Consider the following 15,538-nt stretch of genomic DNA (forward strand, 5'->3'; position numbering starts at 1 on the left):
ATTAACAATCTATTATCAAATTACTACTTACAGATGACTATTATTCTAGCAACAGGCGGTACAGGTGGGCATGTTTTTCCAGCTATAACCTTAGCAAAAGCACTAAAGGTACAAGGGCACAATTGTATATTATTCACTGATCAAAAAACCATCAATATAGAAAGTTATATTTTACCATTGTGCAAGCCAAGTGGCAACAAATTGAAGTTTCTCTTTTTGTTAATGTATAGTTGTGTATTAGCACTGTATCAAACGAGAAAATTAAAACCAAAGCTAATCATTGGTTTTGGTAGCTACGCTTCTTTTCCAACTCTTCTTGCAGCAAAGATTCTTTCTATACCTATAGTTTTACATGAACAAAACACAGTTTTAGGGAGAGTAAATAGATTCTTTTTCAAGAGTGCAAAATTAATTGCAACTAGCTTTCCAGAGACTAAGTATGCAGAAGGTAGTAAATGCGTTTTTACAGGAAATTTTGTCGATATAGAAGCACAAGGCTATTCTAGAGCTGAAACAGTTTTAAACGTGTTAATAATAGCAGGCAGTCAGGGTGCAAATTTTTTTGATGATGTAGTGAGCAGCGTAATTTGTGATCTACCTGTTGAAGTAAAAGAGAGGATTAGAGTAACGCAGCAATGTACGAAGAAAAATATAAACAAGGTCAAGAGTCTATACAAAAGTGAAGGAATTGATTGTGAGTTAAGTGAGTTTTTCGATGATATGGAAAATAAACTGGCCAATGCTCATTTGGTAATTAGCAGAGCGGGGGCAACTTCAATAGCAGAGATTACTCTTGCTGAGCGTCCTGCTGTATATATTCCTTATCCTCACTCAAAAGATAACCATCAATTTTATAATGCAAAACATATTGAAGATTCGGGAGCAGCTGTAATGGTTGAGCAAAATAGTAACGCGAAAAAGAATCTAGGAGAGTTGCTAGTTGATTTATTGCAAAATTGTCAAAAATTGCGTGATATGGCTAATAATACTAAGAAAACAAGAATAAGGAATGGAGTTACTGAATTTATTAAGGCAATAGCTCAAGAACTTAGTTGACGAATTGCTTTTTCTTCAAATGCATCCCATAGTTCTTTTTCTAGTGATTTACTATACAACTTATTGATATAAACTACTCCCGTAGGCGAAGTTGTGTTAATTTCAAGAAGGAAGTCATCTATAATATCAATACCAACAAATATTAGCCCTCTTTTCTTTAGCTCAGGACCGATTTTATTACATATTTCAGTGTCTCTATCATTCATTTCAATAGATTCAAAACTTGCTCCAAGCCTCATATTTGTTCTGATTTCTCCGCTAGACTTTGGAACTCGCTTCATTACTCCTATTGGCTTTCCATCCAGTAGCAGTATTCTTTTATCTGTATTTATCTTTTTACAAAATGCTTGTGCAATTACAGGACATTCATATTTTGCAATCATGAGATCGACTACCACTTGAATGCTATTTTGGTCTTGTATTCTTATTACGTCATTTCCTCCATAGCTATATAGTGGTTTCAAGATGATATCTTGATAGTCGTGACAAAAATTTCTAATCATCGATATATTTTCAGTGATCAAAGTTGGAGGAATTAGCTCTAGAAATAGTGAAGTAATTAATTTTTCAGGACAGTTTCTTATTTCTGTTGGATTATTTATTACTAACGCAGTAGTCTTTTCTAAGATATAGGTTGTTGTAATGTACCGCATATCAAAAGGTGGGTCCTGCCTGATAAGTATGATATCCATTTCATTCAAATCTATAGTTACATCTTCTTTAGAAGTAAAACCAAAATCATCAACGCTGACTTTCTGAGCAAGAGCAATTGACTGATTTAACTTGAGTGCTAGATTATTAGGAACATAGACAAAAATTTCGTGCTTTCTCCTCTGCGCTTCTTTTATTAATGCAAATGTAGTATCAGTTTCAAAATTTATATTTTCATCCATTTGAAAAGCTACTTTCATTTATCCTCCCTTCCTATTACAATATACTATAGTACCATAAAAGTGTTAATAATGGAGCAAAGTATGGAATTAACAGTAGGAAATAATGCACCTGATTTTAGTTTGCCAACAGATTCTGGCGAAATTTTATCGCTGAGTGAATTTTTTGATAAAAAAAATGTAGTCCTTTATTTTTATCCTAAAGACGATACTCCGGGCTGTACAATGGAGGCAAAAGGCTTTAGAGACAAAATAGAAAATTTCTCTTCTCTTGACACAGTGATAATTGGTGTATCAAAAGATAGCGTTAAGTGCCACGCTAACTTCAAAGCAAAATATTCTTTGCCATTTTCTTTAGTTTCTGATGAAAATGCTGAAATGTTGGAAAAATATGGTGTTTGGGTAGAAAAAAGCATGTTTGGCAAAAAGTATATGGGAATAGAGCGCACTACTTTTTTAATCGATAAAAAAGGTAAAGTAGTGAAGATCTGGAAAAACGTAAAAGTTAGTGGACATGTTGATGAGGTTCTAGAAGAAGTAAGGAGAATATAAATTAAAGAATGACTACCCATTGCTATATAAAAAAACTGAAATTATATAACTTTCGTAGTCATTCAAACTTTGAACTGGATTTAGATGATAGACCAGTTGTAGTAACTGGCAAAAATGGTATTGGAAAAACTAATATACTTGAAGCAATCTCATTGCTTGCTAAAAGCAACGGAATGAAAAAAGCAAAAATCAATGAGATGCAAAATAGGCGCAGTAATGAAAGTTGGGTAGTGTATTATGATTTTTTCAATGGAGCAGAGCTTAACTCAATTGGTATAGGAAAGAATCTTAATAAGAAATTAATACAAATTGATGGGAAAACGCAGTCAAGCTACTCATCTTTGTATAGAATATCTAATGTAATATGGCTAATTCCACAAATGGACTATATTCTTCTTAATTCTCCAAGTGACAGGTTAAAATTTTTAGACCGTATAGTTTCACTATTTGAAGAAAATTACACCTATTGCTACATGAAATATAGAAAAGCTAAGCATGAGCGAAGTAAATTGCTTAGAGAGAATATTTTGGACGAAAGTTGGCTCTCTAGTCTTGAAAACGTCATGGCTACCAATGCAATTGATATTTTACGTATGCGATCATCTGTTTTAAAGATATTACAAGACACAATTGATAACCATTCTTGTGAGTTTTTTCCAAAGGCAAGTTTGAAATTTAGCAGTCAGCTAACTTTGAACGATACTGCAGAATATTTTCAGAATCGTCTAAAGGAAAACAGAGAAAAAGACTCATTAACTGGTAGAGTAACCTTTTCTGTACATAATGATAATTTTTGGGTTTTTTGCCAAAAAGGGGACATGCCAATAAATCTTTGTTCTACTGGAGAGCAAAAGCTATTACTGCTTTCTATCATCTTATCTAGTGTAAAAGCAAGGTGTATTCATTACAATAAAGCACCTCTTCTTCTGCTTGACGATATAATGTCGCATCTGGATAAAGATTACAGAAAGGTGTTAATGGAGGAGGTGTTAAGCATTCAATGTCAAACTTGGATAACCGATGTAAATCAAGATAATTTCAATAACTATCTTTGCTCTTTCAAGTTTTTTGAATTATCAAGTAAATAAATTTCAAGCGTGCTGTCATACATCAAGCTCATATTCGGTATGTAAATCTCTAATTAAAGCCTCAGCGTGTTTTTTTTGAACAACTATACTGATCTTGATTTCGGACATTGTGACAGCAAGTATTTCTATCTTTTTTTCGCTTAAAACCTTGAGTGTGCGATACATCACTTCAGTGTTAGACATAACACCAATACCAATTATTGAAATTTTAGCTATATTATTGTTTACGACATAATTTTCATTTTTGTTCAATAACTTTGTCATTAAATCAACATCAAATTTAGAAATCAAAAAGCTTGACCCATGTATCATGTCAACTTTAACGTTTGCTCCTGCTATATCTCTTAAAGTATCCAGAGTATTTGCAAAGTTAGTAAAAGTTACAAGAGCTTCGTGAGTGCTATAAGTTATTCCAGTAATTAAGTATCTTTCCAGTACATCTTTTTCGTGTAGTACTGTAGTGCCTTCTACTTCCTCAAAAGTGGATAACACTTGCACCTTAATATTATGCTTCATTGCAAGTTGTACTGAACGATTATGCAATATTTTAGCACCAGATGACGACATCTCCAATATTTCATTGTAAGAGATAGATTTAAGCTTGCGTGCCCTTGGAACAATTTTTGGGTCTGCTGTATATATTCCGTCAATATCAGTAAAAATTTCACAAGCCCTAATACCAAAGACTACAGCAAAGGCAATTGCTGAGATATCAGATCCTCCTCTACCAAAAGTAGTGATTCTATCATCGTGTATACCCTGAAAACCAGCAATGATTGCAGCAGTATAACCCTCAGCAAAAGATCTTTTTACATGGTCAATTTTTATCTTTTTTATTTTAGACTCAGAATAAAAATTATCCGTTACAATTGGTAACTGCCAGGCGAGCCATGATTTAGCATTAACTCCAACAGACAGAAGAGTGATAGCTAATAACCCGCAAGAGATTTGTTCTCCTGCTGAAAGCAGGACATCATACTCTGATAACTCTTGTCTACAATTTAAATTTGAAATTTGCCTGGCTTGAAAAGCCATTTGGTCAGTGAATCCTGCAGCAGCAGATACAACAGCAATTACATTATAACCTTTTTCAATATCGTTTTTTATTAGATTTGCAACTCGATTTAAGTCAGTTAGCGAAGTACCACCAAATTTTTTTATTATTATTTTGTTCATAGTTACAATAAGGTCAATTTCACCTTTCTAGAGAGTATAGTTGCTTAATTAAATGTGTTTTTCTGATCACTAATTAAAGTGATAGAGGATTATTCATCTTTATCACTACCAAGGTCTTTTAACATACTGTAGTTGCCTTTTCTAAATTTACCTTTTAAAGATGTAACTCCGCTTTCGCTAATTCCACTTAAGCTTAATGCTGCTCCACCTAGCTGCAATCCAATCTCAGACGTCTCGGGAATAATTTTACTAGCGCCTAGATCTTTATAAACCTCCACATTATTCAAATCTGGTAAACGTATTATAATATTTACATGTGGGAAGTTTGTTGCAACTAGAGAAACTATTTTCTTTATAGTGACTTCGTTCTTTATTGAAACCACAAGAGCTTGAGCTCTTTCTATTCCTACTGATTTTAAAATTTCATATCTTGTAGCATCTCCAAGATATATAGGGAAACTGTCATTTTTTCCTTCTTTCACTATTTTTGATTGAATATCTACAACAACATAACTTAAATGCTCTGCAGTAAGCATTTTCGTTACCATATATCCCACTCTACCAAACCCGGCAACTATTACGTGGTTATAAAGATCTTGTGTGTCTGTTTCGATTGCTTCATCGTCTAGTATTATTTTTTCAGTGCTAAATGAATTTGCTATCCAGTCTCCAATTCCCGATAAAAGAGGAGTAAAAGCCATAGTTACTGTAGTTACCATCATAAGCACTTGAGCGATTTCACTTGATAGTACATCTAATTCATCTGCTAAACGGAATAAAATAAATGCAAATTCACCGCCTTGTGCAAGCAGTAATCCAGCTTGTATTGCAGGTGCACTTCTAAATCCAAAAAATCTACACAATGTATATATAATGGACGTCTTTAAAACGATAAGGATAATTGATAATAAAGTAACGAGTGGTAACTTATTGAGTAAAAGGTCAATATCAATAGACATGCCAACAGTCATAAAGAATAAACCAAGAAATAAGTCTTTAAATGGCAATACTGCATGTTCTACCGAATTCCTGTGTTCTGTTTCTGCAACTAGTAACCCAGCAACAAATGCGCCTAATGCCATTGATAAATGAAATTGTTCAGTAATAAATGCTGATCCTAATATTATCAGAAGTGTTGTTGATATAAAGATTTCATTACTCTCCATTTTGGCAATAACCGAAAACAATGGCCTCAGTAATAACCTACCAGTTACAAATATCAACACCAATGCAATAGCTGCTTGCACTAATGAGCCTGCCAACGAGCTTATTAAGCTGTGTTCAGAATTGCCAGTAAGCAGGGGCACTAGTACTATTAGAGGTACCACTGCAAAGTCCTGCATTAGTAGCACTGCTATTGACAATCTACCAACTTGGCTTGCTTGAGAACCCTTTTCTTGCAGAACCTGCAACACTATTGCTGTTGAGGATAGTGCAAGTCCACCACCAATAACTGCTGCCATGTTTGTATTTACTCCAAAGGCAAGAGCAATGCACCATATTGCTATCATGGTAACTATAACTTGAAGGGAACCAAACCCAAACACATGCCTACGCATAGCGATAAGGCGTTCAAATGTCAATTCAAGACCTATAATGAACAATAGGAAAACTACGCCAAACTCTGCAAAGTTATCCATTACTTCAACTGAATGTATCAGATTAAATCCATGAGAACCAATCAATGCACCTGCAACAAAGTAACCAAGCACTGGACTAATATTCATTTTCCAAAACGCTATGACTATAAACACAGCAGCGGAAAGTAAGATTATAATATCAAACAAATGCTGAGAGCCGCTGTGCATAATATTTAACCTGTAGAATTAGACCATTTTATTGAACAACCAATACTTGATTTTTGGTCAATTGGAGGATTGCTAGTTTTTGCAATAAATTTCATCGCTTGAAATAAATCACTACTTCCTATTTCATAATTTTGAACTTTCTCTTTTTTTGCATTGTTAAAACGTCCACGATAACGAAGTTTTAAATCAGCGTTAAACCCAAAGAAATCAGGGGTACAAACAGCACCATACTCTTTAGCTACTTCTTGGTTACTGTCAATTAAATATGGAAATGTAAACTTATTTTTCTCTGCAAAATTAATCATGTTTTCAAAGGAGTCTTCTGGGTACTTATTCACATCATTTGGCATGATTGCAATGGTGTTTACCTGATAATCTTTTTTCAACAAATTAACATCGCTTACTAGATTGCTAATAATTGATTGAACGTAAGGACAGTGATTGCATATAAACATTACAATAAGACCATTTTCCCCATAGCAGTCACTTAATGTATAATATTTGTTATCCACTCCCAAGAGATTGAAATTCTTTGCAGTAAAGTCTAAATCTATCTTAGGAGTGTCTAGCGTAACCATAGCTCATAGAGAATTGTATACCGTATATAATGTACGATCTTATTGCTTAAATGTCAAATGGTTTCTATGTACACTATTTGCATTTAGCATTGTAATTATAAAATTTATGTTCATAACCTTCGAAGGAATAGATGGTTCTGGTAAAACAACACAGTCTGAGTTACTTGCAAATTATTTCAAGCAAATTCACGGTGAAAATAATGTCGTATTGACTAGAGAACCAGGTGGTACTGATTTTGCAGAAAAAATAAGAGGATCACTACTTAAGGATAATATTGATCCCATCTCTGAACTTTTATTATTTACCTCAATGAGATATGAACATATGAAAGAATTAATACTACCAGCTCTTAAAGAGGGAAAGACAGTTATTTGTGATCGATTTATCGATTCAACTATTGCGTATCAAGGGTATGGACTAGGTGTTGACTTGAGTCTAATAAGAGACTTACACAAATTAGTGGAAATTAAATATCCAGATATCACATTTATTTTAGATATTGATGTTCAAGTTGGACTCAGCAGAGCAAAAGACAAAAATAAATATGAAGAGATGAACGTTGATTTTTATAATAAAGTTCGAGAAGGATTTCAAGAAATAGCTAAAAAAGAACCCAAAAGGTGCAGTGTTATTACTAAAATTGAAACAAAAAGTGATAATCACGTACAAAATGAAATTATTGATATTGCAAAAACTTAGCTACACGCATTGAACTTTTGCTAGTTTAAACAGTTACCATACCAGCCTGTAGCAAAAAATTGTCAATTTTAGGTGACATTATTTCATATGAAAGACTCTCTTTTTGATTATCTAAAAAACTTTGTATTTCATTTTTAGGTTTTTCACTTATTGTTCTATATATTCTTGCGCGATTAATTAGCTCATTTCTAATATTCTTATTGCTTGCTTCAGTTATGGTAAAAAATTGATCAAAGTGATTTAACAGATCCTCGTCTTTTATCGAGGATGCAACGCTATCAATGTCTCTTACATATAAAGCAAGTTTGTGCGCTTTGCTACGATCCTCAAAACAAAGATTAATCAGTACGTTACAAAACTTACTTTTTGTAATATCTCTTGTTTCTGCTAGCAAAGATTCGATCTCGTCTTGGCAACGCACCCTCTTAACTGATTCAGCAGGTTCAACCATACCAAGAACATTCTCTACTACAGACTTTTTCTCACAACCAAAAAGAAACGTATAATATCCCATAGATAGGGTCAAAAGAAGGAATATAGCTGGAAGCAAGAAAGGAGCAAGTACATTTTGCGATCCAGGAAAGATAAACCAAACAGCAGTTGCTGCTGATACAGCTAAAAATAACCCTGACATAACGAGTTTTATTTTTCTTCTGTATCCGTTATCAATAACTGTATTTACACCAATAAAAGCTACATCAACCATTGCTCACACCTCACTAAAAGTAATATTAGCTTAATAATAGCATTGTTGTGATAAGAAATCAATATTATGAATATTTTAATTAATTTATAAAATCATCCAACCAAATAGAAAAAAGGCAAAAGAAGTCCCGAATAGCGAGTTTTAATAATTTAAATTGATAATGTACTAATAAGCGTGATTTGGCTAAATGTAGAAAAAATAAAAAAGACATGCAGCCACTATAATTTAATGTAATTCACCAATAAATACCTTAAGTTTTTTACTGAATGCTGCGATTGAGCCTACAGGTCAAAAACAAGCTTTGAGTTAGAAATAACATTGCTATTATAATAAAAGAAATCGCAATATTTGTACAATTGAAAGATGGTTGCGGGAGTAGGATTTGAACCTACGACCTTCAGGTTATGAGCCTGACGAGCTACCGAGCTGCTCCATCCCGCGTCGTTGCTTATTTATTATTATATGCGTAATAATAATAAATAAAAGAATAAAATCACACTATTACATATATTTATATATCTATTAACCTTTCTTAACATGATAGTAAATTATATACATAACAATCTGTGCAATGAAAAATATAACTTGATATTGTGGTTCCCTATTTTTCAGTGTGCAGGAATTTTAACCTATTTCTCATTAAATTTTGAACCAAGCTGTGCTTTCACTATATCTATTTTTCTCTTGCTTTCACCTATACTAATTCTGATTGCAATATTATACAGGAAATACGCAATATTATACAGGAAATACGCAATATTATGCATTTCTTTAATTGCAGTGCTCATAGGATTTACAGCCAGCAAATTCAGAACAGATTCAGTTAATACTCATATTCTTGATGGCTTTGTTGCATAGCACTGATAGGCATGTAAATCACAGTGAATTTACGCAGCTAATTTAAATTCAGCCATACCTATATCAGTAAATTTGTTCAATAAGTAGCACTTAATTAACAGCTCTTTTTCACGATTTACCTCTGATTTATTTTTCAAGCCAAACCCAAATATTTGCTTCAACCTATAGAAAAAGACTTCAATATAAGACCGTGCTCCATACTTAACTTTTTTCTTCCATTCATTAATACCATCTTCATAATTCTCATATGACCTAATTCTACTAATATACTTGTTTCTTTCTGATAAGTAGTCAGCTAAACAAATTTTAGTATCCTTCCTAGGGCGAATAATAGGCACAATATTGTATTTTCTGCATTCTTTATACACACTTTTTATATCATAAGCCGCATCTGCTCGAATAGAACAAATGTTATATTTATCACTGACTTCTTCTAACATATCGCAGACCGGCAAATAGTCTACAGCAACACCACTAGTGTAGTTCATGCTTATTGCTTTCTTATCATTTATGTTTAAAACAACATGTAATTTTCTTACTTGACCATAACCACTGTATTTTCTTTTTCGAATATTAAGCTTACTATGCCCACCGTTATTATTGTAGATACTAACTCTAGTGCTATCTACGGCAATTTCAACATTTTCCAGATCATCTTTATTGCTTCTATGGTCATCAATCTTCAAATTAAGCTTTTTAAATCTTCTGGAAGCTTGTGTATAGCTGATAATCTTAAGTTTTTTGCCTATTTGTACCATATAACCTTTTACAAAACCTACAGCTTGTCTCAAGCCAATTCTAAAAAGATGAACTATTATGTGTATTAAAATTACAACTTTATCACTATAAGTGTTATTGCCACCTGCAACTTTTGGACTATTTTCATACCAATTTTCTATGGCTTGATTAACAAAATGAAAAACATTTCCTCTTTTTTTGAGAAACTCGTTATATTCTCTTTGGTTACTTACTCTCATTTTTTGTGGCATAAGTTGTACTTGTTTGAAAAATGCCTATTTTACAACAAAATTCGTTAGTAGCCATATATTAAAAAGCTTTTCTTCTTACAATAACCTCAACCAACACTAGCTATGCAACAAAGCCATTCTTGATAAGGAAAGGTATGTGAAAGATATTGTTGCTACAGTGAAGGATATTAACGATAGGGGCTCATATAAACAATTTTTGCTTTATGAAATAAAAAACACGAAGTTCAAGCTGGATAACATCAGAATATCAGTTAAAACAAAAGCGGAAGAAGGCATTAAAATAGGGGATCAAGTAAAATTATCAGCAAAACTCTTTCCTCCAAAAATTGCGCCTTCGGAATATGCATATGATTTTGCAAGAATAGCATATTATCAGAAAATAAGTGCAACAGGCTTTGCAACAAGCAAAATAGTCCTGTACAAAAAGGCTGAAGCAAGAAAATTTCAAGAGTATATAGAATCTTTCCGTCAATATATCTATGAAAACCTACAGCAAAATACCAAAAAGCCACACGCGGACATAATCTCTGCATTATTAATTGGCAAAAAAGACGGGATAGATCAAAAAACTATGAATGCGATACGAGATTCAGGTATAGCACATTTATTCGCTATATCTGGTTTACATTTATCGTTTGTTGCTGGTCTATTTTTTATAGTATTCCGTAATTTATTTGCAATATCTGAAACTTTGACTCTTAAATATAACACTAAAAAAATATCTGCATTCTTTACTATCTTGCCAACTACCTTTTATTTGTTGATTACCGGTATGCAAATTTCTGCTCAGCGTGCCTACATCATGGTGATCTTGGTACTTGTTGCAATAATCATAGAAAGGAAATATCGAGGATTAATAGCAATTGCGTTTGCTGCTTCGGTGATACTCATAGTGGAGCCAGAAGCAATCTTAAAGCCAGGTTTTCAAATGTCATTTTCTGCTGTTTTGGCACTAGTTGCCAGCTATCAGATCAATGATAATAAGTTATTCAAAATAAAAATAATAAAATATTTTGTGTCGATAATGATCAGCTCAGTCATAGCAAGTTTAGCAACTGTTCCGTACACAATATACAATTTTAACTATTTTTCAATCAGTGGCATTATCACAAATTTGATTGCTATACCAATAGTTACACTCATTATTATTCCACTTGGAATAATTTATGTTTTATTGATTCCTTTAGGTATTGAATGGATTATAGCGCCATTTATAGAGCGCCCAATTGACAGTATCTTGTGTATAACAAATGCAATCGCTAGTCTTCAGTATTTGGTTATTCCCACTCGCACTTTTCCTGGCTCATCAATTATTATAATAACACTTGGGTTATTGTGGCTATGCTTGTGGGAAAGGAATTGGCGTTTTTTTGGAATTTTCTTTATTGTGCTGGGTATTTTCTCTAGCGCTATGTATAGAACCCCTGACATCCTGGTCAGTATTGATAATCTTGCTGTAAAAGAAGATGACAGTTTACTATATTCTCTTACTAGGAAAAATAGGAACTTTGTTGTCAAAACATGGGCTAAACAAAACGGGCAGAATCAAATTTTGAATCACACTAAATTCAGTAATTCAAACAAAAGGCTAAAATGTAATGATTATGACTGTACATATAATAAAGGAAATAATAAGTCAGTGTTGCTAGCTCATAAAAGAGAAGATATTTTAGAAAATTGTAACAATGTCGATCTAGTAATTCAGTTAAGCAAGTTTAACTATCCAGCTTGCAATACTAAAATCATCAAATACTCTGACTTAGAGGCATATGGCACACACTCTGTTTGGCTAGCAAATAGTGGCATAAAGGTTAGCAAAGTCCGTTCTAATCGTCCTTGGCATAAGCCAAAAAACTTGTTTTAAAAGTGTTATTAGTATATAATTAATTAGGTGCTAGGAAGTTTATGCCTTTAGATATAATAAATCCTTTAAGTGTTAAAGTAGATCATAATTTTGCCAAAATAGATGATGCTATTGGTTTTTTCCCTAGATTATGGCATGCAGCAAAGAAATATTCCGTAAGTAACACTCTACCTATAGCAGCTGTAAATACTTGGCTTCAATTTTCTTTGGCTTATGTAGCTGCAATAATAATAACTAGTAATAATTTAAGCTTTATTACAGATATTTTTAACCCAACATTCATGCCAATTTACACTTTGGTTTCTATTATTCTTTTAACAACTTTTGCAGCCTCTTCTGCTATGAGATATATGCATAAGCAGAAGATAAAAGAAGGAAAAAAGCCGATAGAGGAATTAATAAATGATAAAATTAGAGGTGGCAAAGACAACGAGATAAGTGAACTTGCTGAAAATGCTCTAAAAATAGAGATAAAACCAAATTTAAGTTTTACAAGTCACAAAAAAGCAAGCTTTTCAATAATTTTGCCAATCTCTGAAAATCAAAAAAAAATATTAGATGATCAAAGACAAGAGAATAAGAATAAGGCAATTTTTCTTACCATACCATATGTAATTAGTGCTGTAATTATAGTTGGTGCGTTAATACAAAATAGACTGAGCTTTGCCAATATTCAGGATTTGGAATGGGCCATAGTTGCACTGGCTAGTATCATTGCTATTGTTGGGATATGTATAACATTCAGCAAGCTAAAAAACAATGAGATAAACAATAATCATAATATTGTTAAAAAGTTTAACAATTTGGATATTCTCTTTCCATTCAGAAGAGGTGGGGTTGTATCAGTAATGGAAAAAAAGACAAAAGATGAAGAAGAAAATGATTCTACATCTCGATTGATAAAATTACTTGATAAGCACTTGACTGATTTTACAGATAAAATTGTTGACTCACTTGATAAGCAGTTAGATGAAGTTAAAGGTCTACTCGATAATAAGCTTCTAAAGCCTGCAAATGATGAAATTAAAGAAACACTTGTTCATCTACGAAGAGTCAGAGAAGACATCAAAGAAGATTTGGATGAGTTGCACAAGGAAATCTCGCCCATTTTAAGTGAAGCTAAAGGGCTGGTAAAAAGAGCAAGTTCACTAAACATTGAAAGTATTTTTTCTAGTTTAGATAATGCTATTAAAATCGCTGAAGATAAGGTTGAGCGATTTGAACCAAGCAGATTTGTTGGCTTTTTTAAATCTGGGGAAAGCACAGTTAGTGATGATCCTTTGTTTATAGATATGTTGGAAAAGCAAAAAAAAGAGGCGGAAAAGATAAGGAAGAAATTAGAGGAAGAGCTAAAAAAAGTAAAAGATGAACTAGAAGAATTAAAGAATAAACAAACTCAATCAACCGAACCTAATAGCAGTGAAGGCAGTATTACTGCTACTTCTCTTGAAAAACAGCGAGATGAAGAGAAAAAAGCAATAGAAAAAAATAGATTATTAAAATCAAAAAAAAGGATGAAAGAGCTGGAGCAAGAAAATGCAAAATTGGAAAAAGAATTATCTGAACAAGAAAAAATGGATGAATGGAGAAAAAAAGTTAACGGTAAAGCAAGTGGCTTTCTATATTATTTATTAGAGTCTATTAAGCTAGAAGAAAAAGATAAAAAAGAAGAAAAGAGGGAGTTAACGCTACGGAATTTTGATAATAAAATAATAATTTACTGGAAAGATGGCTCTCAAACAATTTGCCACATTAAAAAACAAGACGGCCTTCAAATTCAACCTAGTACAAAAGTTGATTTTGTGAATCCAGATGTTCATGCAGCATTTGAAGTAGCATGTTCAGGACTTTAAATATTAGTAGTGAAGAGAAAAAATTAAGATTAGATACTTATGTAGCTAAAAAATGCAACATATCTCGCAGTAAAGCGCAAAGATTGATACAGAATGAGCAGGTGAAATTACTTGGTATACCGATAATTAATAATGATCACATAGTAAAACCAGGTGAAGAGTATGTGGTGCATCTCATTCAACCTGACATATCCACATCAATTGAGCCTAATTATGACATAAAACTTGATATCGTCTATGACGATGATGACATTATAGTTCTGAGTAAACAAAGTAGATTAACAGTACACCCAGGTGCTGGAACAAACAATGATACACTCCTGAATGCAGTGATCGCTCACCTTGGCAAAATTCCATATACAAATACAAGACCAGGAATTGTTCACAGGCTTGATAAAGATACTAGTGGACTCATGGTAATTGCAAAAAATGAACAATCCCACAGCTTCTTGTCTGAACTGCTATCAAATCGTAAAATAAAACGGGAATACTTAGCAGTAATTTGGGGAGCATTACCTAATCTGCAAGGAACAGTAAAAACCCATATTGCTCCAAAACGCAGTAATAAAGAAATGATGTGTGTCACAAAAACAGCAGGTAAATTAGCAATCACTCATTATTCAGTGAAGAAAATTATAGGGCAAGCAAGCCTGGTTAAATGTACTTTAGAGACAGGCAGAACACACCAAATTCGAGTACACATGAGCCACATAGGACATTCTGTAGTTGGTGATCAAGTTTACGGAAAAAATAGTAGTAAAAGTGAAAAACATGCTAAAAACTCTGACTTTATCCGTAATTTCAATAGACAGGCACTACATGCTCACACGCTAGGCTTATATCATCCAAAAAGTAAAGAATATATAGAATTTGTTTCTGATTTACCACAAGACATGCAAGTCTTAATCGGTGAATTTGAAAATATATCTTAACAACATTCATATCAATATTATCATCCATGTTATCAAGAAATTAATTAATGAGAGAAAAACTGCTGCACTACCTAGATCTTTCACTTTTTTTGAAAGTATATGTTGTTCACTGGAAATACGCTCAATTGTTGTTTCAAAAGCAGTGTTAATAATTTCTACAATTAACACCAAAAATAGGCTACTTACCATTACTGCACGTTCTAAATTACTTACATCTAAAACAAACAAAGTTGAAACACATATTATAAAAAGCAGTAACTCCTGTCTAAACGCAACTTCTGATACAAAAGCTGATTTTATTCCTTCACAGGAGTATTGAATTGCTTTTATTAGACGAGTAATGCTTTTCTTCATTATCAATTTTGGAAACTCAATGAATTACACTTATTGCACTCAGGTAAAAAATGCATGAAAATACCTTTCAGTCGTGATCACTTACAAAGATTTTTAAGTTAAAGTCTAGCATATTGTTTGAATCAAGAAAATTA

15 protein-coding genes and 1 tRNA gene are annotated in these 15,538 nt (G+C 32.8%); 7 read left to right on the top strand and 9 right to left on the bottom strand.

Annotated features, from left to right (window positions below; genetic code table 11):
- Positions 1–33 precede the first annotated feature (33 nt).
- A complete protein-coding gene (locus tag AAGE00_RS07215) occupies positions 34–1,056 on the top strand; it encodes a UDP-N-acetylglucosamine--N-acetylmuramyl-(pentapeptide) pyrophosphoryl-undecaprenol N-acetylglucosamine transferase (protein ID WP_007302295.1) in 1,023 nt (340 codons plus the stop codon).
- Here AAGE00_RS07215 and gshB read toward each other — a convergent pair.
- A complete protein-coding gene (gene gshB / locus AAGE00_RS07220) occupies positions 1,041–1,967 on the bottom strand; it encodes a glutathione synthase (protein WP_007302296.1) in 927 nt (308 codons plus the stop codon). The genes AAGE00_RS07215 and gshB overlap by 16 nt on opposite strands.
- Before the next feature lie 63 nt (positions 1,968–2,030).
- On the opposite strand from gshB, the gene bcp reads away from it, so the two are divergent.
- Both bcp and recF read left to right on the top strand, forming a co-directional pair.
- Positions 2,031–2,498 carry a thioredoxin-dependent thiol peroxidase gene (gene bcp, locus AAGE00_RS07225; protein ID WP_010403789.1) on the top strand — a complete coding sequence of 156 codons (468 nt, stop codon included), beginning with the start codon at positions 2,031–2,033 and terminating at the stop codon, positions 2,496–2,498.
- A gap of 8 nt (positions 2,499–2,506) precedes the next feature.
- Positions 2,507–3,586 (top strand): DNA replication/repair protein RecF, encoded by a 1,080-nt coding sequence (gene recF / locus AAGE00_RS07230; protein ID WP_007302298.1) that lies wholly within the window; start codon positions 2,507–2,509, stop codon positions 3,584–3,586.
- 15 nt (positions 3,587–3,601) lie between these two features.
- Here the strand turns inward: recF and AAGE00_RS07235 are convergent, their stop codons facing one another.
- The 3 genes from AAGE00_RS07235 to AAGE00_RS07245 form a co-directional block, all read right to left on the bottom strand.
- Positions 3,602–4,762: an aspartate kinase gene (locus tag AAGE00_RS07235; protein ID WP_213863873.1), complete on the bottom strand. Its 1,161-nt coding sequence runs from the start codon at positions 4,760–4,762 to the stop codon at positions 3,602–3,604.
- 89 nt (positions 4,763–4,851) lie between these two features.
- Positions 4,852–6,570: a monovalent cation:proton antiporter-2 (CPA2) family protein gene (locus AAGE00_RS07240; RefSeq protein ID WP_007302300.1), complete on the bottom strand. Its 1,719-nt coding sequence runs from the start codon at positions 6,568–6,570 to the stop codon at positions 4,852–4,854.
- A 5-nt stretch (positions 6,571–6,575) separates the two neighbouring features.
- Positions 6,576–7,148: a thioredoxin family protein gene (locus AAGE00_RS07245; RefSeq protein ID WP_213863872.1), complete on the bottom strand. Its 573-nt coding sequence runs from the start codon at positions 7,146–7,148 to the stop codon at positions 6,576–6,578.
- Positions 7,149–7,254: 106 nt separating this feature from the next.
- Here AAGE00_RS07245 and tmk point away from each other — a divergent pair, with 106 nt between their 5' ends.
- Positions 7,255–7,848 carry a dTMP kinase gene (gene tmk / locus AAGE00_RS07250; RefSeq protein WP_213863871.1) on the top strand — a complete coding sequence of 198 codons (594 nt, stop codon included), beginning with the start codon at positions 7,255–7,257 and terminating at the stop codon, positions 7,846–7,848.
- A gap of 25 nt (positions 7,849–7,873) precedes the next feature.
- On the opposite strand, the gene AAGE00_RS07255 is transcribed toward tmk, so the two are convergent.
- The 4 genes from AAGE00_RS07255 to AAGE00_RS07270 all read right to left on the bottom strand — a co-directional run bounded on the left by AAGE00_RS07255 (position 7,874) and on the right by AAGE00_RS07270 (position 10,401).
- Positions 7,874–8,554 (bottom strand): hypothetical protein, encoded by a 681-nt coding sequence (locus AAGE00_RS07255; RefSeq protein ID WP_213863870.1) that lies wholly within the window; start codon positions 8,552–8,554, stop codon positions 7,874–7,876.
- A 364-nt stretch (positions 8,555–8,918) separates the two neighbouring features.
- A tRNA-Met gene (locus tag AAGE00_RS07260) sits at positions 8,919–8,995 on the bottom strand.
- A 188-nt stretch (positions 8,996–9,183) separates the two neighbouring features.
- A complete protein-coding gene (locus AAGE00_RS07265) occupies positions 9,184–9,342 on the bottom strand; it encodes a hypothetical protein (protein ID WP_341815237.1) in 159 nt (52 codons plus the stop codon).
- 99 nt (positions 9,343–9,441) lie between these two features.
- Positions 9,442–10,401, bottom strand: coding sequence for an IS5 family transposase (locus AAGE00_RS07270; RefSeq protein WP_341815149.1), 960 nt, complete (start codon positions 10,399–10,401; stop codon positions 9,442–9,444).
- 136 nt (positions 10,402–10,537) lie between these two features.
- On the opposite strand from AAGE00_RS07270, the gene AAGE00_RS07275 reads away from it, so the two are divergent.
- The 3 genes from AAGE00_RS07275 to AAGE00_RS07285 are packed head-to-tail and all read left to right on the top strand — an operon-like array spanning position 10,538 to position 15,050.
- The gene (locus tag AAGE00_RS07275; protein ID WP_341815238.1) at positions 10,538–12,265 is read left to right on the top strand and encodes a ComEC/Rec2 family competence protein; all 1,728 of its coding nucleotides are present in this window, start codon (positions 10,538–10,540) and stop codon (positions 12,263–12,265) included.
- Positions 12,266–12,306: 41 nt separating this feature from the next.
- Positions 12,307–14,118, top strand: a complete 1,812-nt coding sequence (locus tag AAGE00_RS07280; protein WP_052264881.1) for a coiled-coil domain-containing protein — start codon at positions 12,307–12,309, stop codon at positions 14,116–14,118.
- Entirely contained in the window at positions 14,103–15,050 is a 948-nt protein-coding gene (locus AAGE00_RS07285) for an RluA family pseudouridine synthase (protein WP_341815239.1), read from the top strand. Before AAGE00_RS07280 ends, AAGE00_RS07285 begins: the two co-directional genes overlap by 16 nt.
- A gap of 6 nt (positions 15,051–15,056) precedes the next feature.
- Here AAGE00_RS07285 and AAGE00_RS07290 read toward each other — a convergent pair whose 3' ends face one another.
- On the bottom strand, positions 15,057–15,404 hold the full coding sequence (locus AAGE00_RS07290; RefSeq protein ID WP_007302306.1) for a diacylglycerol kinase: 348 nt from the start codon (positions 15,402–15,404) through the stop codon (positions 15,057–15,059).
- Between the last annotated feature and the right edge of the window lie 134 nt (positions 15,405–15,538).

Origin of the sequence: Wolbachia endosymbiont (group B) of Aricia artaxerxes (assembly GCF_964026975.1) — a bacterium.
Classification (GTDB): domain Bacteria; phylum Pseudomonadota; class Alphaproteobacteria; order Rickettsiales; family Anaplasmataceae; genus Wolbachia.

What these genes read in the sequence shown, in the direction of transcription:
- AAGE00_RS07215 (WP_007302295.1), top strand. Translation starts at nt 34, where the DNA reads ATGACTATTATTCTAGCAACAGGCGGTACAGGTGGGCATGTTTTTCCA.
- gshB (WP_007302296.1), bottom strand. Translation starts at nt 1,967, where the DNA reads ATGAAAGTAGCTTTTCAAATGGATGAAAATATAAATTTTGAAACTGAT.
- bcp (WP_010403789.1), top strand. Translation starts at nt 2,031, where the DNA reads ATGGAATTAACAGTAGGAAATAATGCACCTGATTTTAGTTTGCCAACA.
- recF (WP_007302298.1), top strand. Translation starts at nt 2,507, where the DNA reads ATGACTACCCATTGCTATATAAAAAAACTGAAATTATATAACTTTCGT.
- AAGE00_RS07235 (WP_213863873.1), bottom strand. Translation starts at nt 4,762, where the DNA reads ATGAACAAAATAATAATAAAAAAATTTGGTGGTACTTCGCTAACTGAC.
- AAGE00_RS07240 (WP_007302300.1), bottom strand. Translation starts at nt 6,570, where the DNA reads ATGCACAGCGGCTCTCAGCATTTGTTTGATATTATAATCTTACTTTCC.
- AAGE00_RS07245 (WP_213863872.1), bottom strand. Translation starts at nt 7,148, where the DNA reads ATGGTTACGCTAGACACTCCTAAGATAGATTTAGACTTTACTGCAAAG.
- tmk (WP_213863871.1), top strand. Translation starts at nt 7,255, where the DNA reads ATGTTCATAACCTTCGAAGGAATAGATGGTTCTGGTAAAACAACACAG.
- AAGE00_RS07255 (WP_213863870.1), bottom strand. Translation starts at nt 8,554, where the DNA reads ATGGTTGATGTAGCTTTTATTGGTGTAAATACAGTTATTGATAACGGA.
- AAGE00_RS07265 (WP_341815237.1), bottom strand. Translation starts at nt 9,342, where the DNA reads ATGAGCACTGCAATTAAAGAAATGCATAATATTGCGTATTTCCTGTAT.
- AAGE00_RS07270 (WP_341815149.1), bottom strand. Translation starts at nt 10,401, where the DNA reads ATGCCACAAAAAATGAGAGTAAGTAACCAAAGAGAATATAACGAGTTT.
- AAGE00_RS07280 (WP_052264881.1), top strand. Translation starts at nt 12,307, where the DNA reads ATGCCTTTAGATATAATAAATCCTTTAAGTGTTAAAGTAGATCATAAT.
- AAGE00_RS07285 (WP_341815239.1), top strand. Translation starts at nt 14,103, where the DNA reads ATGTTCAGGACTTTAAATATTAGTAGTGAAGAGAAAAAATTAAGATTA.
- AAGE00_RS07290 (WP_007302306.1), bottom strand. Translation starts at nt 15,404, where the DNA reads ATGAAGAAAAGCATTACTCGTCTAATAAAAGCAATTCAATACTCCTGT.